At 40.0% G+C, this 21,827-nt stretch carries 15 protein-coding genes, 3 pseudogenes and 1 other annotated feature; of the genes and pseudogenes, 1 reads left to right on the forward strand and 17 read right to left on the reverse strand.

Going from position 1 to position 21,827, the window contains the following annotated elements:
* Positions 1 to 26: 26 nt before the first annotated feature.
* From O3611_RS00200 to O3611_RS00260, 13 genes and pseudogenes are all read right to left on the reverse strand, one after another.
* Positions 27 to 688 (reverse strand): annotated as a pseudogene (locus tag O3611_RS00200) (B3/4 domain-containing protein).
* 109 nt (positions 689 to 797) lie between these two features.
* Complete coding sequence (locus O3611_RS00205; protein WP_371607433.1) at positions 798 to 1,184, reverse strand: VOC family protein; 387 nt, start codon at positions 1,182 to 1,184, stop codon at positions 798 to 800.
* Between the two features lie 57 nt (positions 1,185 to 1,241).
* A complete protein-coding gene (rplT, locus tag O3611_RS00210; protein WP_002924062.1) occupies positions 1,242 to 1,601 on the reverse strand; it encodes a 50S ribosomal protein L20 in 360 nt (119 codons plus the stop codon).
* A gap of 50 nt (positions 1,602 to 1,651) precedes the next feature.
* Positions 1,652 to 1,852 carry a 50S ribosomal protein L35 gene (gene rpmI, locus O3611_RS00215; protein ID WP_001125942.1) on the reverse strand — a complete coding sequence of 67 codons (201 nt, stop codon included), beginning with the start codon at positions 1,850 to 1,852 and terminating at the stop codon, positions 1,652 to 1,654.
* Between the two features lie 32 nt (positions 1,853 to 1,884).
* Entirely contained in the window at positions 1,885 to 2,415 is a 531-nt protein-coding gene (infC, locus tag O3611_RS00220; protein WP_371607434.1) for a translation initiation factor IF-3, read from the reverse strand.
* 15 nt (positions 2,416 to 2,430) lie between these two features.
* Positions 2,431 to 2,561: a sequence feature (ribosomal protein L20 leader region), on the reverse strand.
* Positions 2,562 to 2,648: 87 nt separating this feature from the next.
* A complete protein-coding gene (pgdA, locus tag O3611_RS00225) occupies positions 2,649 to 4,040 on the reverse strand; it encodes a peptidoglycan-N-acetylglucosamine deacetylase PgdA (protein ID WP_371607435.1) in 1,392 nt (463 codons plus the stop codon).
* 146 nt (positions 4,041 to 4,186) lie between these two features.
* A complete protein-coding gene (locus O3611_RS00230) occupies positions 4,187 to 4,759 on the reverse strand; it encodes a hypothetical protein (RefSeq protein WP_371607436.1) in 573 nt (190 codons plus the stop codon).
* 496 nt (positions 4,760 to 5,255) lie between these two features.
* Positions 5,256 to 6,983, reverse strand: coding sequence for a septation ring formation regulator EzrA (ezrA, locus tag O3611_RS00235; protein WP_371607437.1), 1,728 nt, complete (start codon positions 6,981 to 6,983; stop codon positions 5,256 to 5,258).
* 81 nt (positions 6,984 to 7,064) lie between these two features.
* Positions 7,065 to 9,011, reverse strand: a complete 1,947-nt coding sequence (gene gyrB / locus O3611_RS00240; protein WP_075231564.1) for a DNA topoisomerase (ATP-hydrolyzing) subunit B — start codon at positions 9,009 to 9,011, stop codon at positions 7,065 to 7,067.
* 29 nt (positions 9,012 to 9,040) lie between these two features.
* Positions 9,041 to 9,604 (reverse strand): HAD family hydrolase, encoded by a 564-nt coding sequence (locus O3611_RS00245; protein WP_371607438.1) that lies wholly within the window; start codon positions 9,602 to 9,604, stop codon positions 9,041 to 9,043.
* A 105-nt stretch (positions 9,605 to 9,709) separates the two neighbouring features.
* The gene (locus O3611_RS00250; protein WP_371607439.1) at positions 9,710 to 10,261 is read right to left on the reverse strand and encodes a DJ-1 family glyoxalase III; all 552 of its coding nucleotides are present in this window, start codon (positions 10,259 to 10,261) and stop codon (positions 9,710 to 9,712) included.
* Between the two features lie 10 nt (positions 10,262 to 10,271).
* The gene (locus O3611_RS00255; protein ID WP_153225409.1) at positions 10,272 to 11,495 is read right to left on the reverse strand and encodes an FtsW/RodA/SpoVE family cell cycle protein; all 1,224 of its coding nucleotides are present in this window, start codon (positions 11,493 to 11,495) and stop codon (positions 10,272 to 10,274) included.
* A 32-nt stretch (positions 11,496 to 11,527) separates the two neighbouring features.
* Positions 11,528 to 13,981: a bifunctional DnaQ family exonuclease/ATP-dependent helicase gene (locus O3611_RS00260; protein ID WP_371607440.1), complete on the reverse strand. Its 2,454-nt coding sequence runs from the start codon at positions 13,979 to 13,981 to the stop codon at positions 11,528 to 11,530.
* A 118-nt stretch (positions 13,982 to 14,099) separates the two neighbouring features.
* Here O3611_RS00260 and O3611_RS00265 point away from each other — a divergent pair, with 118 nt between their 5' ends.
* Positions 14,100 to 14,285, forward strand: coding sequence for a hypothetical protein (locus tag O3611_RS00265; RefSeq protein ID WP_371607441.1), 186 nt, complete (start codon positions 14,100 to 14,102; stop codon positions 14,283 to 14,285).
* A gap of 23 nt (positions 14,286 to 14,308) precedes the next feature.
* Here the strand turns inward: O3611_RS00265 and O3611_RS00270 are convergent, their stop codons facing one another.
* From O3611_RS00270 to O3611_RS00285, 4 genes and pseudogenes are all read right to left on the reverse strand, one after another.
* The gene (locus tag O3611_RS00270; RefSeq protein ID WP_371607442.1) at positions 14,309 to 15,157 is read right to left on the reverse strand and encodes an NAD(P)H-hydrate dehydratase; all 849 of its coding nucleotides are present in this window, start codon (positions 15,155 to 15,157) and stop codon (positions 14,309 to 14,311) included.
* Positions 15,158 to 15,160: 3 nt separating this feature from the next.
* Positions 15,161 to 15,985 (reverse strand): phosphate ABC transporter ATPase, encoded by an 825-nt coding sequence (locus tag O3611_RS00275; RefSeq protein ID WP_371607443.1) that lies wholly within the window; start codon positions 15,983 to 15,985, stop codon positions 15,161 to 15,163.
* Positions 15,986 to 16,112: 127 nt separating this feature from the next.
* Positions 16,113 to 21,356 (reverse strand): annotated as a pseudogene (locus O3611_RS00280) (SIALI-17 repeat-containing surface protein); the annotation flags it as partial.
* Positions 21,357 to 21,596: 240 nt separating this feature from the next.
* Positions 21,597 to 21,704 (reverse strand): annotated as a pseudogene (locus O3611_RS00285) (YSIRK-type signal peptide-containing protein); the annotation flags it as partial.
* Positions 21,705 to 21,827 lie beyond the last annotated feature (123 nt).

Genomic DNA, 21,827 nt, shown 5'->3' on the forward strand with positions numbered 1-21,827 from the left:
GTTGAATTAACCGTGATTCCCATTCATTATTCTACCTCTAGGATAGGATTTGTAGCTATAAATGACTGATCATGCCACTGACACCAAAATATTCCTCAATTTTAGTATGTAATTCTAGCATTGCTTCTCGAGCTCGTGATGCCTGCTCTTCATTGATAGCTTCAATGACTAAAATAGCATCTTTGTTTTGGTTCTTTGGGCTTCACGCCAGTTTAAACAGCGACAAATCGCACCTTGTTCATCAAAATAAATCATTTCATCAGCTAAGGCAGGAGCATCACTTTCGGCCCCTAGTGGAAAGAAGGATTCATTCCCTTGAGCTCTTCCAAGACATAAGTCACTAACAATCTTAGCTAAATTCTTTCCCCCACAAGGAACAGCATAAGAAAGTGAAACACTATTATAAATATCTACCAAAGGATTTATTAGATTACATTCTCTTCCTTGACTTACACGCTTTAATAAAGCTTCAAGAAAGAACGAGCACATTTTTGAATTTTGAATTAAGTGAATGCCTGACGCCATTCTTGACTCACTTCATTCTGAGTGAAATTTTCATCTGGTATAAAAATCCGTGCTTTTTTGTTCCTTCATCTAGTAAAGTTTTAAAATATGGATCTTCACTCTCATCAATAGTATTGTTGAGAACTTTTTCCACCAATACACTGATTTGAGCATCTGGAAACAGGTGCCAAAAATCATCTTTTACATAAACTTCCCTGACCTTGCTCTATTCTTTTTCTTTGATTCTACTACAAATAAAAAAAACGAGTAGCATACAAGCTACTCGATAGGAACTATAATGAATTCTCACGAATTACTTCTACCTTGTATCCATCTGGATCTTTGATAAAATAATAGTTTGGTTGAGTCCCTGGAAGTCCATTAGGCGCTGTCACTTCATAGCCTTTATCGCTATGTTCTTTATGAAGAGCCTCAAGATCAGGTGTGCTTAGGGCGATGTGAGCAAAACCGTCACCGACAACATAAGGTCCGTGATCATAGTTGTAAGTCAACTCTAACTCATAATCATCACCTTCAAGTCCAAGATAAACAATAGTGAAAGCATAGTCTGGAAAGTCCTTGCGACGTAATTCCTTAAAACCAAAAGCATCTTGATAAAAAGCGATTGATTTTTCAAGATTTTCAACTCGTAAGCATGTGTGTAGCATTTTTGAAGCCATATTTTTCTCCTTTGTTTAAAAAAGACTGGGACAAACTTGCACCAGTCTTATGAATAATTATTTACCAAGTTTTGCTTTAGCTGCATCTGCAAGAGCTGTGAAAGCTTCTGCATCGTTAACAGCCAAGTCAGCAAGCATTTTACGGTTAACTTCGATCTCAGCCAATTTCAAACCATGCATCAATTGTGAGTATGAAAGTCCGTTCAAACGAGCTGCCGCATTGATACGTGTGATCCACAATTTACGGAAGTCACGTTTCTTTTGACGACGGTCACGGTATGCATAGTAGTAAGAGTTCATTACTTGTTCTTTTGCAGTACGGAACAAGATGTGTTTAGCTCCATAGTAACCTTTTGCTAATTTAAGAATACGTTTACGACGTTTGCGTGATACAACGCCACCTTTAACACGTGCCATTTATATTTCCTCCAAATATTTCCTAGAATAGTTTACTTACTGTCGGGCTATTATTTCAAGCGAGTAAGCATTGCTTTGATACGTTTGAAATCTCCTGAATGCACCATAGATGCTTTACGAAGATGACGACGTTGTTTTTTAGTTTTTCCGTGGAAACGGTGAGATGTGTAAGCACGGAAACGTTTAAGTCCACCAGAACCTGTACGTTTGAAACGTTTAGCTGATGCGCGGTGTGTTTTTTGTTTTGGCATGATTTTTTCTCCTTTATTTAACTTTCTGACAATTATTTTTTGTCAGTTGCTGGCGCCAATTGCATGAACATTTGGCGTCCATCCATTTTAGCACGTTGTTCAATGATAGCAATATCTTGAGTTGCTTCAGCGAACTCGGCTAAAACTTTTGCACCAATCTCTTTATGGGTGATCATACGCCCCTTAAAGCGAATGGATACCTTCACTTTATTCCCTTTTTCAAGGAATTTGCGAGCATTGCGAAGTTTAGTTTCGAAGTCACCCTTGTCAATAACCGGGCTCAAACGAACTTCTTTCACGGTCACAACGCTTTGTTTTTTGCGTTGTTCTTTTTGTTTCTTCTGGTACTCAAATTTGAACTTGCCGTAGTCCATAATTTTTGCAACAGGAGGTTTAGCTTGAGGTTGAATGAGAACCAAGTCCACATTAGCTTCGTCCGCAAGTACTTGCGCTTCGCTTAGTGGTTTGATACCCAATTGCTCACCTTCAAGACCGATTAAGCGAACTTCGCGTACACGAATTTCATCATTGATGAATAAGTCTTGCTTTGCTATGGTTTTCACCTCTTTTTTTAATTTAGAGAAAAACAAGAGCGGACTTGCTAACGCAAACCCGCACTACATGATTGTATTTCATTACTGAAACTTGATCCGTAGGGGCCAGACAACGTTAGTCGCAAGGCGAGAAGTTCTCACTTCTGCTTTTCTCAACTTTTATATGATATCAAGTTTTCCCTTACTTGTCAAGATTAAAACTATCTTTTTTTAATTTTTTTCTACTTTTGCCGACTTACAATCTATTGATTACGAGAATAATAAATCTCATGTGGCTTCAAACGAGTATTCAGTAGCTCTGATACAGTCACGAAACTATAGCCTTGTTCCTGTAAATACTCAATTACTTTTGGAAGCGAATTTACTGACGGCTGATGGATATCGTGCATTAAAATGATAGATCCATTGCTTGCCTGGCGCTGAATTTCTGTCAAAATTGCTGCTTCATTTTTACTCTTCCAATCCAAACTATCCACATCCCACATGATAAAGCTTAAATCAAGACTATTGCGAATATCATCTGAGATTGCACCGTATGGTGGTCGCATCAATTTAGAGCTTTTCCCAAGTACTTTTGTAATAGCATCTTCTGTATCCGTAATTTGTTTCTTAGCATCTTCCAATGACAGTTTTGTTAAAACCGGGTGATTCCAACTATGGTTTCCAACTTCATGACCTTCAGACTGCATACGTTTAAGGATTGACTCATTGCCTGCAATATTCTTTCCTTGAACAAAGAAGGTTGCTTTGATTTTATACTTGGCTAAAATATCTAAAGCTTGTGGAGTTGTCTTTCCATCTGGTCCATCATCAAAGGTAAGAGCTACTACTTTTTTATTTTTCTCAGCCTGAGCCTTCTTATAAAGTTCTGCATCCTTTTCAGTTAGATAGGACGATTGGATAACATCAAAGAAGTCTGAAATAGGCAAAGCTATTTCTTCTACATTATTGGTTGCTTTGATTGGATAAAGAAGCAATTGACTATCTTTGTAAGCAAACTTCCAAGATGATAAATCGCTAGCTGAAAAATCGGCTGTTACTTGATCAACAAGTGTTTGTTCAATCTTTTTATCTTGGAGCGTTGACTTGATATCCTCAAGAAACTTCTCTTTAGCTTTGCTAGCATCTGTAAAGAGCTGGTCTAATGTAAACAGAGTCCCATCTTCCTTAAGATAAAGCTGATCTAACGACGTATTTTCTAATTCCACAACAGTAGAATCACTCAGGTCATAGGCCTGTTTTTTTACAAGATGGCTCTCCACACCTTTGATAGAGGATGAATCTTTTTCAGAATAGTAAAAAATCAAATGTTCTTTATCTTCTACCTTATCCGTAATATCTTTTACAATGATATCCTGAACAGAGGTAATGACCTTGTCCCCAGTCATAGGATAGTAGGTGATGATTTCTGCCTGCCCCTTACGAAAATTCTCTTTCTGACTTCCTTGTGAATAGGAATCATCTTTTTCTTTTTTCAGTGCTTCAATTTTTTGCTCAAAAGCTTGCTTGGTCAAGACTTTATAAGCAATACCTGCACCTAATGTTAGGATTGTGAAGAATAGAAGCCCCACAATAATCCATAAATTTCTTTTCTTCTTGTCATTTGTTTTACAATTTGTTCTTTTTTTAGTCATAGTCTTATCATATCAAATCAGGCCTATAATTTCAATGATAAATAGGAAAATGTCCATTTTTTAAGAAAAGAAAGGTAAAAGAAAAGGCCTAGACTTCTCTAGGACTTTCTTTTGATTCACAAAAATATGTATATCTGTGTTTACGATTACCAACCAAGATAACCATCACCTTTTGAGTCACGATTTTCGCCACCAAATCCATTTTGAGTGTTCCAATCAGATACAGCTTTATTAGTTCTTTTAACATCATCTTGTGTAATTTCTTTATAACTATTTGATGATGGCGCCGGAGTATATGATGAGGATGCAGGTTCTTCATATGCAGGTTCAGCATAATTTGGAGTTGGCTCTTCATACGTTGATGTATTAGCATCAGATGTATATGATGACGTAGATGGTTCGTAGACAGGTTCACTAGTTTGCTTGTCTTCTGTAGTAGAAGTTGATGATGAAGCTGATGTACTAGTAGAAGAAGCCTTCTCAGTTTCAGAAGATTGGCTAGTTTTTTCTTGAGAGCTAGTAGATGTATCCTTGCTTACATCCTTTGTTTTTTGTGATGATGCATCCTTAGTTTTCGATTCATTCACAATGGTAGCTTCTTTATTGTCAGATGCTCCTAAAAAAGAAAAAACTACAAGTATCAGAAGTATAAGAGCACCAATAAGACCATAGATCATTTTCTTGTGCTTGTTGAGTATTTTTTGTAGTTTTGTATTCATAATTAACCTCATATGTTTAGTCATTAGTTTTAATATATCAAAGAATCTTGAATTCGTCAACCATGCCAAATATTTTTGAAAGGGGCGTGAATTTTTGATCTTATTGTATATTGAATAGTACACTGTCGCTTCTAAAACATTACTAAAAATTATTTTGACTTTCCTAATCTCTCTGTTTATATTTTATTTCATACTCTTCGAAAATCAAATTCAAACCACGTCAGCGTCTCCTTACCGTACTCAAGTACAGCTTGCGGCTAGCTTCCTAGTTTGCTCTTTGATTTTCATTGAGTATCAATCCACTATACTATACATCGTAACTTCTAAAACATTGCTAGAAATTGTCTTGATTTACCTAGACAATTTGTTCAGATTTTATTTCATTACACTGCACTTTGATATCTATGTTCTTTACTCACATAAAAACACCCCAAAAGTTTAGATTTTTCTATCTAACTTTTAGGGTGCAATTCGGATTTCTATATAATTTTCTTAATTAAAATCGAATGATTTCTCTTGTTTTTTCATATGAGGAAACAAAGCGATTTGTTACCCCTGGTTCAGCAACTTCCAAAGCTTGGGAAATCTTTTCGAAAGATGCTTGATAATCAAAGGCATTTTCAAAGATTTCTAAAGATTCGTGGAAGGCTTGTTGAATCCCTTCATCAAATGATCTGTAGCGGTTAGAGTATTGAAGTAATTGTTCAGTCAAGGTAGCATGTTGTACGATGCTGTATGTTTCTGTTTCCAGAATTTCCATATCGTGAGTTGCAATTTCTAAAATACGGTTGACAGACTCAATGTTGACTTGCGACTGTTCTAACTCTGCCATCAAGTCTTCGGTACTGTGGCTAGCTGCAAAGAACAATTTCAAGAAGCTCTGTGGGATTCCTGGAAGATTTCTCTTTTCCATGTAGCGCTTGATCGTGTGGAGGCGATTGACGTAAACATTTGCCTTTTGACGAGCATTAACATCATCTTTTTCAATTTGCACCAGACGTTCGCTCACTGAAACTTGATCATCTTCAATTTCTTTTAATGTAGCTTGAACATTTTCTAAACGTTCTTCCAATACAGAGTAAGCTTCTGAATATTCCTCTTGTTCTGAAGTCAAATCACTAACTGTAACTTCTAGGGAATCCAAATCCACTTGAAGACGACGGACGTGATTGACATCACTCTCAGACATCAAGTAAGTTTTGCTCAAGCGTTCAATATCTTTTACCAAGACCTGATTGTTGTCTTTTAAGTGGTCAAGATAGGTTGGAAGTGTTGACAACAAGTTTTCAACAACCTTTTGAGAAGCAATCTCTCGTGTGAAAATATTATAGAGAGCATTGATTTCTTCTTGAATCTGAGTGTTTTCATATTCAGCATTATCCAATTCCAATTTTTTAATATTTTCTTGGTTATTTTTCAATGCTTCATACAACAACTGCAAACGTGATTCAATGTCAGTTTCTACAAAGTGATAGTTGGCATCAAGCAACTTACGATAGCCAACCTCCAGATCTTCAAGTTGATCAGGGAGTTCTGTCGTTAGTTTAGTAACAATTGCTGGAATTCTCTCTACGATATGTGTCAAAGCGAGAATATGGTTTTCAGCATTATCCAAAATTCCTGCTGCTTCAACTGGATCTCCTGAAGAGTTTAGCGTCACAAATTGAGAAAATTCAGATTGGATGTTCTCCAATTGTTTTTCAATTTCAGGAAGTGCTTGACCATATTTCTCAGAATCTTCTGCGACCGCCTTCTGTAAGCTTTCAAATAAATCTAAAGCATGCAAGACACGACCACTATTTTTTGATTCTTGTTTTTCTAGATCTGCCAAAGCATTTCGAATGGAAGCAATATCTTCTTCGATAAGGGTAATCTGGCTTTCAATTTGATCAATTTTGTGTTGAGCTTTCAAGAAGCGAAATGAATTATTGTACCCTTCTGCTTCAAACAGATTATTCTCAATATCCGCAAATGAGTTGAGGGATAGGTCTACCCATTTTTGATTCCACTCTCTAAATGCAATCTGACTTTGACCAATCAGATGCATATTCTTAACAGCTTCTACTTCATCGTTAACTGGAAGGTTATACAACTCTTCCTTTCTTCCTTCTAGTACTGCGAGCCTCTTTTCATTTCGTTTGCGTAACAAAATCGCTACAACATAAGCAATGATCAGAAGAGTCGCGATTACAATCATAATAATAATCAACAGATTATCAGACATATCAAACTCCTTTTTATACTTGAAACAATTGTAATGATTATATCATATTTTTCAAACCATGGGAACTATTTCCAAATTTTTTTAAACGTCAAGCGTACTGTAAACAGCATTTTCTTCAATAAATTCTCGACGTGGTTCTACGCGGTCGCCCATGAGCATATCAAAGATTTTATCTGCTTCTGCAGCATCATCAACTGATACACGCGCCATGAGACGATGTTCTGGGTTCATAGTTGTTTCCCAAAGTTGATGGTCATCCATTTCTCCAAGACCTTTATAACGCTGAATAGTTGGTTTTGAACGTCCTTCACTATAGCGAGCTAAGGCTTCCTGTAGACGGATTTCTTGATCTGCTCCAGGTTGGATGTATTCTTTAATTTCACTGCCGACCTTAACACCGTAAATTGGTGGTTGAGCGATATAAACATAACCTGCTTCTAAAACGGGTTTCATATAACGATAAATCAAGGTTAACAAGAGAGTACGGATGTGAGCTCCATCGACATCGGCATCCGTCATGATAACGAGTTTTTGGTAACGGGCCTTGCTGACATCAAATTCGGCACCAAAGCCTGTTCCCATAGCTGTGAAAAGGCTACGGATTTCTTCATTGGCAAGGATTTTATCCATGCTGGCCTTTTCAACGTTGAGGATTTTACCGCGAATCGGTAAAATCGCTTGGAATTCACGGTCACGACCAGACTTTGCAGAACCTCCCGCTGAATCTCCTTCGACGATGAAAAGTTCAGTTTCAGCTGGATTATTTGAAGAACAGTCTGCTAATTTCCCTGGAAGGTTTGAAATTTCTAAACCTGACTTCTTACGGGTAACTTCACGCGCACGCTTGGCTGCTACACGCGCCTTAGCTGCCAAAATCCCTTTTTCAACAATCCGCTTAGCAATCTGTGGATTTTCCATTAGGAAGTCTGAAAATGCTTCACTAAATAGGCGGTTAGTAATCTTGACAACTTCACTATTTCCAAGTTTAGTTTTCGTTTGTCCTTCAAACTGAGGATTTGGATGTTTCACAGAGATAACGGCAGTCAATCCTTCACGGACATCCTCACCTGTCAGATTATCTTCGTTATCTTTCAGCAATTTGTTTTTACGAGCGTAGTCATTGATGACACGAGTTAGGGCTGTACGGAAACCTTGTTCATGTGTTCCACCTTCATGGGTATGAATGTTATTGGCGAAACTCATGACATTTTCATGGTAGCCAGTTGTGTACTGCATCGCAACTTCGACTGTGATGTCATCCATTTCACCATCTGTGTAGATTGGTGTATCAAAGATAACATCCTTGTTTTCGTTTATGTACTCAACGTAGCTCGCAATCCCACCTTCGTAGTGGTAGTTTTTTGTTTGTTCAAGTCCCTCACGTTTGTCAGTGATGGAAATTTGAAGGCCACGGTTCAAAAAGGCTAGCTCCTGGATCCGCTTGTTTAATTTATCAAAATCAAAAGTTGTTGTTTCTGTAAAAATCTCTGGGTCTGGCGTGAAGTGTACGGTTGTACCTGTTTTATCTGTATCTCCAATCACCTCAAGGTCAGCAACAACATGTCCACGACGATATTCTTGGTAATGGATTTTCCCGTTTTTATGAACACGAACATCCAACTGAGTTGAGAGGGCATTTACAACCGATGAACCTACACCGTGGAGTCCACCTGAAACCTTGTAACCGCCACCGCCAAATTTACCTCCAGCGTGAAGAACGGTAAAGACAGTTTCAACGGCAGGGCGACCTGTCTTTTCTTGAATATCAACAGGGATACCACGTCCATCATCAACAACCGTAATAGAGTCATCTGGCTCAATAAAGACCTGAATATGACTAGCAAATCCCGCCAAGGCCTCATCGATAGAGTTATCAACGATTTCCCAGACTAGGTGGTGAAGACCTTCTTTTGAAGTCGATCCGATATACATTCCAGGACGCATACGAACGGCTTCCAGACCTTCCAAAACTTGAATCTGACTGGCATCATAATCCTGTGCCTGTTGGTTTTTGATTTCTTCTGTCATTTTTTCCCTTTTTCTTTTTTTCCTTTTTCTTACATGTCTAATACTTGTCTCAATGTCACGATATTTTTAAAGAGATGCGTCGCTAAGCCTGCTGCTTGTCCAGCTTCAATATCGATAGAACGGTCACCAATAACGATACCAGAACTAATCTTATACTTATCTCGCAAATAGATCATAGACTCTGGATTTGGTTTTCTCTTAAAACCAGAGCTAGCTGTTACTACTTCTGTAAAATAGCCAGCAATACCTGTCTTTTCAAGAATATCCAAAACTTGGTCATTGCGATGCGAAACTAAAAAGTTCCGTCCTCCCTGATCTGAGATTTCCTCCAATAAAGCAGGTACTCCCTCAAACAAGGCAGGATGTTCAAGCTCTCGCGCTTCGTTTTCCTTATATTTTTCTAAAAAATGCTCTATTGTTGGGGCAAATTGGTCAATCGCAAAAGCAGTTGAGACTTTCAAAGCATTGTAAACTTTATCATGTTCTTCTTCGATTCCAAATTGAGCTAATGTTTCCACAAAAGCAGCGGTCGAAGTCTCATAATTATCAAGTAAAGTTCCACCTAAATCCCAGATGTAATCGTGATATTTCATACCCTTCATTATAGCATTTTTTTATGAAAAATGCGACGATTTCCTTCTATTTTAACAGTAAAAAACGAGAAGAATCCCCTCATTGATAGATTCCTCTCGTTTTAGTTAATCTAATCCAAACACATCACGATAGAGCATGGCTTCTCTCAAAGCATCAGCATCGCCACCAAGTTGTTCCACTAGGTTATAAGCAAAGGCAAGTGCAGTAGCTGGCCCGCGACTAGTAGTCAGCTGACCATCAACAACTACTGTTTCCTTGTGATAGTGACCATCAGCAATTTGCTCTTGGACACCATCATAGCAGGTGAACCCTTTATTCTTGAGGAGTCCAGCTCGATTCAGTACAATTGGTGCTGCACAAATGGCTGCTACTTTTTTACCAACTTGCTCAAATTTTTGAAGTTCAGCAATCAATTGCTCATTATCACGCAAGTGAGCTGAACCTGGCATACCTCCTGGTAAGACAATCATGTCGTAGTCAGATAAATCACCATCAAACACACGATCTGCTTGTACTTGGATGGCATGTGATCCCGTCACTCGGGCTTCAAAACCAACCATATGACAAGTAATATTGGCACGACGTAATACATCCACAACTGTTAGGGCTTCGATTTCTTCAAAGCCATCTGCTAAGATAACTGCTACTTTAGCCATGATTTACTCCTTATTTAACTTTTTTCAAAACAACTTTCTTCCGTTTAAATCTTGTCTTACCGCTCTTTTCTTCGGCTAGATGCGTTTGATAACTCATCGATAGAAGCAAACCAACACCAATCAGATTACTGATAATGGCTGATCCCCCTTGGGAAATGAACGGCAGAGGAATCCCTGTCAGAGGAAGGAGGCCTGTCACCGCACCGATATTTTCAAAGATATGGAACAAGAGCATCATAATGAAGCCAGTTGAAATGTAGGTATAAAATTGATTATTGGACTTCAGAGTGATTTTTAACATTCGATAGATAAGTAGAAGATAAAGTGTAATTACGAGGACAGAACCAATAAAACCAAAATCTTCTGCAATGACTGTAAAAATCATATCACTCTCACGAACGGGAATGAGGAGATTGGATACATTAAATCCTTGACCAAACAAGCCTCCACTACCGATGGCGATTTGCCCTTGGGCCTGTTGATAGGTGGTCGTTTGTGCATAATCAAATGGATTGAGCCAAGCAAGGATACGGTTAATCTGATAGGTTGGCATCCCGATTTGATGTATGAAAGCACGCCCATCTTTTGTGATGAAAATTGCCAAAAATCCTGCAATTCCCGATACAGCTGTTACAAAAATTGGAATGATGATTTTCCATGATACTCCAGAAAGCAAGACCAGTCCCGCAAAGATTGCGACAAAGACCAAGGCCGTTCCTAAGTCACTCTGCAGGGCCAGTAAACCTAAGACTGGCAGCGTGAAGATAATCATCCACAGTATCAAGAGGAAATCTAAAGGAATCGTTCGTTCACTTTCCTTGTGTTTCTGTGTGAATTGAACAACAACCCGAGCCAAGATCAAAATATAGGAAATTTTCATGAATTCGGAAGGTTGGAAAAGTGTCACTCCTCCAATTGACACCCAGTTTTTAGCCCCTGTTGCTGCCACTAAATTAGGATTGTAAAAAATCAAGGGTAAAACCATAAGGGCTAGACCTAGGGCATAAAGATAGGGAGTCGCCTGCCATAAAAATTTTGTATTAAAGAACATGACTACAAAGCTGATGATAATTCCCAAGACGATCCATGCTAGTTGCTGACCGAGAATTGGCCAAATATTATGTGGATAGTCATGACTGACAGCTATGTAAATAGCCACAACTCCAATCACCAGCAAACAAAATACTGGTAAAATCAAACTATAATCGACTCGAGAGTCGAGAGAACGTTTCATAAAGGTCTCCTTCATTCTTTCAGATGTTTATTTTATTTTTTGTGTAAAAATTCTTGAACTTTTGAGAATACTTGCTCTTTGCCAACTTCTCTCACTCGACTAGTCTGTGACAAGGCCTTGCTAATCTGCTTTCCATATCGCTTGCTTGTCATTCGGCTATCCAAGATAAGGACAGATGAGCGCTGTCCAAGACGACGCATGGTTCTACCAATCGCTTGTTTGAGGCGAATAATAGCCATAGGAAGTTGATAGTCATAGAAAGGATTTTTCCCTTCAAGGCGGAGTTCCTGATTCATTTTTTTCGTAAAGGGATCTTCTGGATTTTGGAAGGGCAAGCGTGTCACCACTTCAATCACTCGAGGATGAGTCGCAAAATCAACTCCCTCCCAAAAACTTCCTGTCCCTAGTAAGAGTTGAGAGTCTCCTCTTTCAAATCGTTTCTTGAGTTGAGCAGGATCTCCGTTCTTATACTGGGCTAGATGAGAAAGAGATAGAGAGGCTGATACCTGCAACAAAAGGTCTTTTGAAGTAAATAAAACGAGCATGGGTTCCTCAAGATAGGACAAATCTTCCAGCAATTCTACGAGAGCTTGAGCATAGTCTTCTTGAGAGGTTTCTGTCACCAATGGAAAATCCTTAACGACCAAAATTTCTTGATTTTCTTGAAAATTCTCATCCAGTCTGTCAAAAGCTGCATGCGAGAATCCCATTAGTTCTGGTAAAGATACTCTGCTACTAATTTCCAAGGTTGCAGAGACAGCTAATAGCTGACAAGTCTCTGGAAAAATTTCAGAAAAGAGCAGACGTTGATTGCGACTGGAAGAAATGACAACCTTCTTGCTAGACAAGTCTGAGGCTGATAGCCAAAATTCTCCATCAGTGCAGAAAAATCGCTGATAATCTTGGAAACTTTGAACTTCTAACTCTGAGAAATCCTGTTGGAGCTGTGCCATTGTTGTCGCAGGGCATATTCTTCGTTTGCCAGATAGGAACTGGTCCATCAAGTGACAAAGCTCAAAGCGAATACTCTCCATCAAGCGTCTCTGAAGCGTCCCTTTTTCTCGAACTAAGGCTTGATCTAGCTGGTCTACTATGTCGTTTAAAACGAAACTCTTCTGCGAAAGATTTTCCAAAGTTAATAAGATCTTCTGGGCTTCATCTAAGATCAAGAGACGGCCCTCTAGTAGACTGGGATCGTCCTCAAGTCGGGTAACGAGATAAGCATGATTGGTCACAAGGAGCTGGCAAGAGCGAGCTTTTTTCTGCCACCGTCTCCAAAAATCCTCCAACCAAAAGAGAGAAACTTTGGGAAGATTCCCATCATGCACCAAGTTTGGCAAAAATTGCTGGTAACGGTAAAGCTGGCCAATCTCATCTAGGTCCCCCGTTTCTGTTTCAGTCAACCAAACTAGAAGTTGCATCTTGAAACGTGTGTACAAGCGATTGGACTCTTCTTCCTCTAGCGCTGCGTGAAAGGCATCTAGTTTTAAGTAATTTTGTGGTCCTTTCAGACTATGAATCGAAAGGTGAAAAACCTCTTCCAATCTACGAGCCTCTTCTTGCATCACTTGATTTTGTAGAACTTTAGTAGGAACACTGATGAGGATTCCTTTTTCGTTTTCTAGTGATAAGGCTGGCAGGAGATAGCCGTAGGTTTTTCCAATTCCAGTCTGAGCTTGAACAAAGGCAATTTTCTCATTCTGTAGAAAATCTTGAACCTTTTGAGCAAAGCTAGCTTGCGGGGCTCTATCTTCCAAATCCAACAAGGCAATATTGGTTTGGAAATCTTTTGAGAGTTTGCGTGGAGAAAGGGCTGGTTTTTCCTTTTTCAAAAACAGACCCTGCACCTCAACTAAGTCATGTTCTACAAGGATGGACTGCTTCTGATAAACTTCCTCAATGACCAGATAGGACTCATATAATAAACCATCTGACAAACTTAACAAGCGCTCCAATAAGCCTTTTGGCAATTGAAACATTTTTTGTCGCATACAGAGAAATAGTTCTGCTGTTGCTTGAGCATCTGATAGGGCCGTATGGGCTTTTTCTAGTGAAATCCCCAACTCTTGACAGAGAATCCCCAGGTTATATTTTTCCAGCTGAGGATAAAACACCTGAGCCAACTCGACTGTATCGATACGAGGAGTGCGCAATTCATAGCCCTCAAAAAAGAGAAATTCTGCCAACAAATTGGCATCGAACTGGACATTGTGCGCAACAAAAACACCGTCCTTGACCAAGTCAAAAATTTTTCCAGCCACCTGAGAAAACTCTGGTGCCTCTGCTAGTCTCTGGTCGGTCAAACCCGTTAATTCTTTGATATGAGAATCCAATGGTTCATGGGGATTGATATCCGTGGCATATTGGTCAACAATCTCGCCATTTTCAATGACCACGATTCCTACTTGGATAATTTTTGCCTTGCTTCCGGTACTGGTCGCTTCTAAATCCACGACAACATACCGATCATTTCTAAAATTCATCATTAAAAATTATATCAAAATTTACAGCATTTGACATCCATGAACTTGATTAGAAGGGTCAAGTTTCTTGCAAGTTTTGAACAAAAATGATTGAATAGAAGTGTAGAAAAGGAGGGACGTCATGAATCCATTAGATTTGTTTAATCAAGTAAAAGAGCTAATCGAGAAAAAAGATTTGGCTGCCGCAAAAACCTTTGTCGAAGAAAATAAGGACCAACTCGGTGAGTATCTTAACCAAGCACAAGCTTTGGTTTCAGGCTCAGAAGGACTTAACGGTCTTGTAAATAAGGTCAAAGACCTCTTCTAATCCTTAAAAGGCACCTGAAAAATTCAGGTGTCTTTTTGTATTTTCTTCATGAAGGCTGGGATATATTGACTGATCGTGGTTGGCAGAACTACAAAATTGTCCTCAGCCAGTTCTTGGGCAATTGCTGAATGTAAATAGGTTGCTACCGTCACTCTTTCGTAGAGACTAACTTGAGGAAATTGACCTGCAAAACCGGCGATCATCCCAGCTAAGGTATCTCCCATTCCCCCAGTCGCTTGATAGGGACCTCCAACTCCCAGCTGATAAAAATCAGTTTGATCAGCTTGCCAGATTCGAGTAGCTGGACCTTTTTGAACCAAAATCGTTCCTGAAGGAAATCTCATCAAAGTCTCTCCTGTTTCCTCAGCTCCTTGAGAAGTCAATTCTAATCCTGACAAGACTTGCCATTCCCTTTGGTGAGGCGTTAAAACAAGCTGAGCTTTAGGAAATTTCAATCCCGTCTTAGCAAAAATGGATAAAGCTCCGCCATCCAGTATGAGAGTCTGGTCTTGACTTAAATGATGAAAGACTGTTTGGAGAAGCTGTTCTCCACGCTTATCATCCACTAGTCCAGGTCCAACTAAGACAACATTCGCTTTCTCTAACTGTTGCTCAAGTAATCGCTGATCATCAAGGCCAAAAGCCATAGCCTCCGGAAGATGGCTATGCAGAGCTGGAATATTCTCTTTATCCGTAGCCACTGTAACCAAGCCTGCGCCACTTCTAACAGCCCCTAAGGCAGCCATAATAATCGCTCCCCCATAGGGATAAGTCCCTCCAATCAAGAGAAGACGACCATAGTCTCCCTTATGACTAGAACGAGGACGCTCAATGATAACCTTTGCTAGTAGAGCTTGATCAATCTCTTTCATACACTACTCCTTCAACTTAACCTTACTATGTAACACTTGATTAACCTTAGTATTCCAAGCCTGTAACCCTTCTCCTTCATAGTCTAGGTAAATCACTCTATCTTGTAATTGACAAGGAATCAAACCTTCAAAACAAGACTTATCTTTTGAAGGAATAACACACAAATGAAGAAAGGTATCCAAATCTAAACTATCTCTTACCTTCGCAACATGATAGCCATCAAAGATATAACCTGGCGCTTGAATTAATTCTTCATACAGAAAATGAAAACTAACGCCAGGAATGAACTTTTCTTGCAATTCCTCCTCAGACGGTGCCCGTCCTAACAAACGCTCCATAGCGAGTCGGTAACCCGAAGTCGTATTAGACCATCCAAACATGATATAGTCAAAATAGTCTGCTGGATCAGAAGCTGCATTACGACTATCTGTAACTAGTTCAGCCCCACTTTTACCAAATACTTTTACCGCCGACATGAGTTTTCCAGTCTGAAAAATAGCCTGAGCCACTTCAACTGTACAAGTATGACTACAATAATTTGAAGTAACCAACTTCCTCTGAATATCATAGGTAGAAGCTACAAGGCGATGACTTGGTCTGTAGGGAGGAAAAAAGCTATACTCTTGCAAGTAATCATGAATTTGTATATTTAATTCAAAATCCTCACATTCTACAATGGTCTGACGATGATGGTCCTGTTCGTAAGCAATAAACTTTGCTAGCTTCTCCAATTCCCATTCTTGAATCTGAGGATAGTTTTCAAGAGCAAATTGATACATCCCATCCCACTGGAGACTAAAATCTGCATTATAAACTTTTACAATCATGGTCCTTCTCCTCACATTCTCTTACTTTCATTATACACCTCACTACCCAATTAATAAAGGAGAAGACTATGCTATCTTCTCCTTCTTTTATAATGATTTGCTTTTTCAGAGCTATGAGTTATCAACCTTACTTTTCTTTACGTTTAACAGTTAGTAGAGCCACTGATAAAACAAGACTGAGACTTGCTAGGAAGGCAGCTGTATCAGATCGACTTTCACCTGTTTCTGGAAGTCTTGTTGAATCTACTTTCTCCGAAGCATTTTCAAAGTTTTCTCCATTAATTGCTGGTTCTTGATCTGATGCTACTGGTTCTTGATTTTGCTCTTTATAGACAATCGCATAAAGTCCTAGATCTTTGGTTGTAAATTCAATCATATCACCTACAAGTGTCACCTTTTGAAGCTGCAAACCTTGATCTAAGCTCATGTGATAAACTCCTTGAACCTGACCCTTGACTGGCAATCTCACTAAGACAGCACCTTCAAGTTCAACTTCTTGGTTGTTCTTATCTAGCAATTTCACTTGATAAGCATCGTAGTGCTTACCAGCTAATTCTTGGCGTAGAACCTTTTGCACTTGAAGCTTGAGGTCTTTAGGTAACTCTTTAGTTAGCCCTGCTACCAGAACTCCAGTTTCCTTATCAGACAAGATTTGAACCTCTTCGGCTGGTTTAACAAGACTTGATGCAGCCTCATTTCCAGCTGTAGCCACTGTTCCTGTATATTCTGGTAACTCGTTTTTAGCGGCTTCTACTGCATTAACGCTACCTGTAAATTCTGAGACTTCGTTCTTAGGGGCTTCTACTGCATTGACACCACCCTTGAATTCTGGGATTTCTACTACTGGAGCTGGTTCGTCGCCTACTGTGCCGATTGCATCTGTATATTCTGGTAACTCATGCTTAGCGGCTTCTACTGCATTGACACCACCCTCAAATTCTGGCACTTCTACTACCGGAGCTGGTTCGTCGCCTTCTGTGCCGATTGCATCTGTGTACTCTGGTAACTCATGCTTAGCGGCTTCTACTGCATTGACACCGCCCTCAAATTCTGGCACTTCTACTACTGGAGCTGGATCCTCACCTGCTGTACCAACTGCCTCTGTGTATTCTGGCAACTCATGCTTAGCGGCTTCTACTGCATTGACACCACCCTCAAATTCTGGAACTTCTACTACCGGAGCTGGATCCTCACCTGCTGTACCGATTGCTTCTGTGTATTCTGGCAACTCGTTTTTAGCAGCTTCTACTGCATTGACACCACCTTCAAATTCTGGCACTTCTACTACCGGAGCTGGATCGTCTCCTTTACTTGTTATCGGTGCTGGATCGTTTTCCACTTCTTGATAGAAGGTAGTCATTTCGTAGAACTCTGGTTCTCCACCTTCCCAAGAAACTTTTACATCGAGAATCCGTGGATTTTTTCCTGAAAGGGCAAAGGTTTGGAAACTTGATCTTACTTCACCCAAGTTTTTCCAAACTGATTCACCAGCTTCATTCAAGGTACGAACTTGGACATTTACTTTTGCACCTTCTGGCAAGTCAGCAATCAAGCGAACATGATTGACCGTGGTTTCTTCAGATAAATGATAAACAAGCTCTCCTTTATCTTCAGTAGCTGCATAGCTTGTCAATACATTACCGTCAGTCATATTTTTCTTCAGGTTATCCGCTGCTTCGCTACCATTTCCTGTCACTGTAGGATTATTTTCAGGATTGATAAATTCACCATCATTAATCACGATTTCGCTAAATCCTACAAAACGAGCATTATAATCCGCTGTAAAGAGAACACGCATAAACTTAGCGGTTATAGGTTGATCCAGAATACCTTCAATATAACGGTTGCCTGGGTTTGCAGAATCATGTGTCCAGCCGTCGGTCAATGAATTATCACGAATTTCATTTTCCACACCATCTCCGACTGTTACAACATCTGTCCAGTTCTTACCATCTTCACTGACTTGTATCTTCCCATCACGCAAATAATTACGCTGAGCATCCTGAATATAGGCACGAATCTTCTTGATTTGACGAGTTGTGCCTAGTTTCATGACAATTTCCCCGTTTTTACGTTGGTAATCAGAAAATTCTACAAAATTATTAAAGTCCCCATCAAACAGTTGACCTAAATTGTGAATGCGACGAACATCATTAGCACCATAATATTGGTGAATACCCATAGTGGTTGATGAGAGTTCAGTTGGGTCCACTTCTTTTGTCTTAACGACTAATTTTCCAGTAGGAAGCGCTTGGTCCTTATCTGTCTTGTTCACGATACGTACATAGCGTACCAAGGCGTGTTCTGGAAGTTGGTCAGCGCTCATCCATTCCACTTCATTTGCTGAATATTCCAGCGTCAATCCTGTTTCTCCTGCACCTTCAAGTGCAATTGAACTAGCTTCATGGAGTCGATCCAATTTCAAGCCAAGATAGCCATTTGCTGGAAGATGACTCCTTTGAGGTAAGGTCATTTCATAACGACCACGGCTGTCCACTACTGGCGTTTCCTTCAAGCTGTCGACATTGGTGACGGTCAAATCAGTATTTGGTGTATCGACATCAACCGTAAAGTTCGCAATTCTCCACCATTTGCTGAGAACTTGTGTATTACGGACACGAACGTATTGGGCTGTGAAGTCTTGACTAATATCTGAAATTCGATCCCCAGCTAAGGTCTGAAGTGTCTTCCAGTTTGTACCGTCTGTAGAATATTCGATGACACCAGCTGCTAGTTTGTCACCTTCCCCTTGAACTAGATGAACATGTTTCACTTTCTTAGCTCCACCCAAGTCCATTTGAACCCAAGCATTTTCTGGAGTCACATTCGTTTGATTAGCATGAGCCATCATGGATTCGGTGTTATCTTTGCCATCTTGCATTTGAAGTACACTGGTTCCATACTTGTAAACTAAGTTTGGACTTAGGGTAATGGTTCCTTTTACCTTCTTGCTTCCAAGTTCGAGCGGTCTATTGACAGCAATCTCACGCATGGCAAGCCAAGCATTATCTTTTTTAGCAGTGGCACGCATACGAACTGCTTGTGCCGTAATATCAAGATTAGTAAATTCAAGCGTACGTTCTCTACCTGTGTAGGCTGGACTTGTGAGTGCTACCCAGTCGCCCTGTTCGTTTTGATACTCGACAAGGGCATTTCCGAAGGTATAATTATCGGCTGTCTTTGTTCCTGTAGCAAAACCTAGCGTATGAACCTTAATGGCTTTATTGAAACGAAGACCTACATAATCATCTCGTTCAATAACGGTTGTCGTCTTGACAATCGCATGAGTATCCAAGTCGCCATCTGTTACTTCTGCAAGACCTCCTTCAATCCCCGCACGGTTGGTAATAAAGGTGGTCACAAGTTTATCAGGATGCAGCATAGTCTGGATATGCGTAGCCAAGTATTCCTTTAAGTTATTGATAAATGGACGAATATGTTGCACTCCAAACTCTGCCCGTTCATAATGGTCTACATAGAAGAAGGAATAACTAATGGACTGATCGTAATACTTAACCCCAGCATAATAATGCTCCCAAACCTTAGCATCATTCTTTTCAGCCAGACCTTCTGTCGCTGTCAGCAAAGCTTCTAAAGCATCCATCTGATCCACTGTATTGTCTAACCAGTAGTGGATTTGGTCAATAAGCTTCTTGTCCCCTTTTTCTTTCAGAAGGAGGGCGTCAGCCTTCAAGTTTGCAAAGATATCCTTTAATTCTTTTCTCTCTGCATCTACATTTTGACCAGTCTTCAATTTGTTATAAAAGTCTGTCAATTTAGGTGCAAGCTCAACAGATTCTTCCAATTTTGTGACATGTGGAGGGCGGTTTTGGTTGCGCATATGCTTACCAAGTTCACGAAAGGCTTTTGATACTTCGCTTTCTTCAAAGTTTCCATTGACCACATAGTTAAAGGCCATATCATTGATTTTTTCAGCTTCTTCCGCACTTCTCCATTGCTTCCAACCATACTGAGCTACATCAAAAAGGGCTACCTTTGAAGCTTCGGATTGTTGCATCGGATTTAGCATAATGCCCTGCGCCAAGGACAAATCAACATTGGGATGTAAGAATTTTTCACCACCACCTAGAATCAAGTGTTGCTTGGTATTATCATTACAAGGCCAGTTAATCCAGAAATGAATCGGACGATACTTCTTGCCACCTTCTGTCAAATTCTTCTTCAAATTTGTTAGGAAGGTTTGGTCAACTGCACCCCATACCTTACCCCCTGTTAGGGTTAAATGAACCGTTTCTGGAAGGCGTTCGTTGAGCGTACGAAGTTCATCTTCTGTCCCTTGTCCCATATACCAGGCTGGAACGAAAATCATATCTTTACGAAGGCCACTGTATTTTGTTTCTTGTTCAGTTAGCCAATTTGTCAGGTCGGTCATTAACCGAACATAACTATTGTAGCCACCAACAGGCCAGGCCGCATCATCAGCTAGAACCCCAAATTCACGCACACCTGCATCCAGCAATTGGGTGAATTTCGCTTTAATGACATCTAAATCCTGTTTATATAATTCATCCGTATCAAAACGCATCTTATTATGCATAAATGGATGGATGGTCCATACATAACGAGTCTTTGTTTCATTCCCCACACGAGCTAGATCACGAATCTCTGACATTTTTTCTTCTGGATAGAGTTCACGCCATTTAGCATTGTGATAGGGATCGTCTTTAGGCGCAAAGAAGTACTGAGTTAACTTCAAGTCACCACCATAGCGCATCAACTCTTCACGGTTTTCCTTGGTCCAAGGATTTCCGTAATACCCTTCGATAAAGCCACGGTTCTTCACTTCTGCATAGTCTTCTACGGTCACATCTCGAAGAACTGGAACAGGACTCTCCTTCAGCATCTGTTTCAAGGTTGTTAGTCCAAAGAAGACAGCATCCGTATCCTTTCCGACGATCGAAATTTTATTGTCCTTCACACGCAAGACATAGGCATCAATTTTATCGTATAGACCAGACGAAATATCTTGGACTTCTTTTTCTGCCAGAGGAGCTTCCCCACGCACTCCAAGGAAAATGTTGGTTGCCCCTTCTGTAGCTTTTGTACTGGTAGTGTAAGACACATTACTAGCTTGGAGAACTTCTTTGGCACGGTTACGTGTATAGATATCTAAGCCATCGCTAAAGACAAGATTTACCTTTCCTTCTAGAGCAGTAACCCCATCGCCATAAGTAACCTTTTGAGGTCTTGGAAATACCGTATATTCCTTTTTAGCTACTTGAGATTTTGCGGCATCAATTTCTGCTTTACTTGCAGGTTTGTCTGCTGTAAATGAATCAGCTTTCTCCACCGTTCCATTTACTTCAGCTGGTTTCGTAGGTTCTGTTACTGCATTGGTCTCAGTAGGAGCTACTTCTGTAGAAGCATTTTCTACGGTGGTACTTTTCTCCTCTACTGTAGAATTTTTAGTTTCTACTGGTTTTGAAGAAGTTTCTTCGAGAACTTGGGACTTAGCCACTTTAGTCTCTGAAACAAAGTCTGCCTCTGCACTTTTAATAGCGCCTGCCAATTCTGGTGATAACTTATCCTCTGGTGGAAGCTGTGTAAGACTTGTTTCTGCTTCTAGTGCGGGCTCTGTCTCTGCAGCTTGTACCATACTGGCTCCAAAGATACTCGCGCCAACCATAACTGAAGCTGCTCCTATTGCAAATTTTCGAATGCTATAATGACAACGTTTCTCAAAAAATTGATGATCCATCTTTCTTCTATTCCTTTCCTCCAACCACTCATCTAAGCGGTTTCATCCCTATTTAAAAAAATGGAGAGAACCTAGAGGTCCTCTCCATATGGTTGTAGCATTTTTCCATCCTATCCACTGGGA

This window comes from Streptococcus sp. 27098_8_91, assembly GCF_041432385.1.
In the GTDB taxonomy this organism is placed as follows: Bacteria; Bacillota; Bacilli; order Lactobacillales; family Streptococcaceae; genus Streptococcus.

Excerpts from the sequence above, each read along its gene's own strand:
- O3611_RS00205 (WP_371607433.1), bottom strand. The coding sequence starts at position 1,184 with ATGGCTTCAAAAATGCTACACACATGCTTACGAGTTGAAAATCTTGAA.
- rplT (WP_002924062.1), bottom strand. The coding sequence starts at position 1,601 with ATGGCACGTGTTAAAGGTGGCGTTGTATCACGCAAACGTCGTAAACGT.
- rpmI (WP_001125942.1), bottom strand. The coding sequence starts at position 1,852 with ATGCCAAAACAAAAAACACACCGCGCATCAGCTAAACGTTTCAAACGT.
- pgdA (WP_371607435.1), bottom strand. The coding sequence starts at position 4,040 with ATGACTAAAAAAAGAACAAATTGTAAAACAAATGACAAGAAGAAAAGA.
- O3611_RS00230 (WP_371607436.1), bottom strand. The coding sequence starts at position 4,759 with ATGAATACAAAACTACAAAAAATACTCAACAAGCACAAGAAAATGATC.
- ezrA (WP_371607437.1), bottom strand. The coding sequence starts at position 6,983 with ATGTCTGATAATCTGTTGATTATTATTATGATTGTAATCGCGACTCTT.
- gyrB (WP_075231564.1), bottom strand. The coding sequence starts at position 9,011 with ATGACAGAAGAAATCAAAAACCAACAGGCACAGGATTATGATGCCAGT.
- O3611_RS00245 (WP_371607438.1), bottom strand. The coding sequence starts at position 9,604 with ATGAAATATCACGATTACATCTGGGATTTAGGTGGAACTTTACTTGAT.
- O3611_RS00250 (WP_371607439.1), bottom strand. The coding sequence starts at position 10,261 with ATGGCTAAAGTAGCAGTTATCTTAGCAGATGGCTTTGAAGAAATCGAA.
- O3611_RS00255 (WP_153225409.1), bottom strand. The coding sequence starts at position 11,495 with ATGAAACGTTCTCTCGACTCTCGAGTCGATTATAGTTTGATTTTACCA.
- O3611_RS00260 (WP_371607440.1), bottom strand. The coding sequence starts at position 13,981 with ATGATGAATTTTAGAAATGATCGGTATGTTGTCGTGGATTTAGAAGCG.
- O3611_RS00265 (WP_371607441.1), top strand. The coding sequence starts at position 14,100 with ATGAATCCATTAGATTTGTTTAATCAAGTAAAAGAGCTAATCGAGAAA.
- O3611_RS00270 (WP_371607442.1), bottom strand. The coding sequence starts at position 15,157 with ATGAAAGAGATTGATCAAGCTCTACTAGCAAAGGTTATCATTGAGCGT.
- O3611_RS00275 (WP_371607443.1), bottom strand. The coding sequence starts at position 15,985 with ATGATTGTAAAAGTTTATAATGCAGATTTTAGTCTCCAGTGGGATGGG.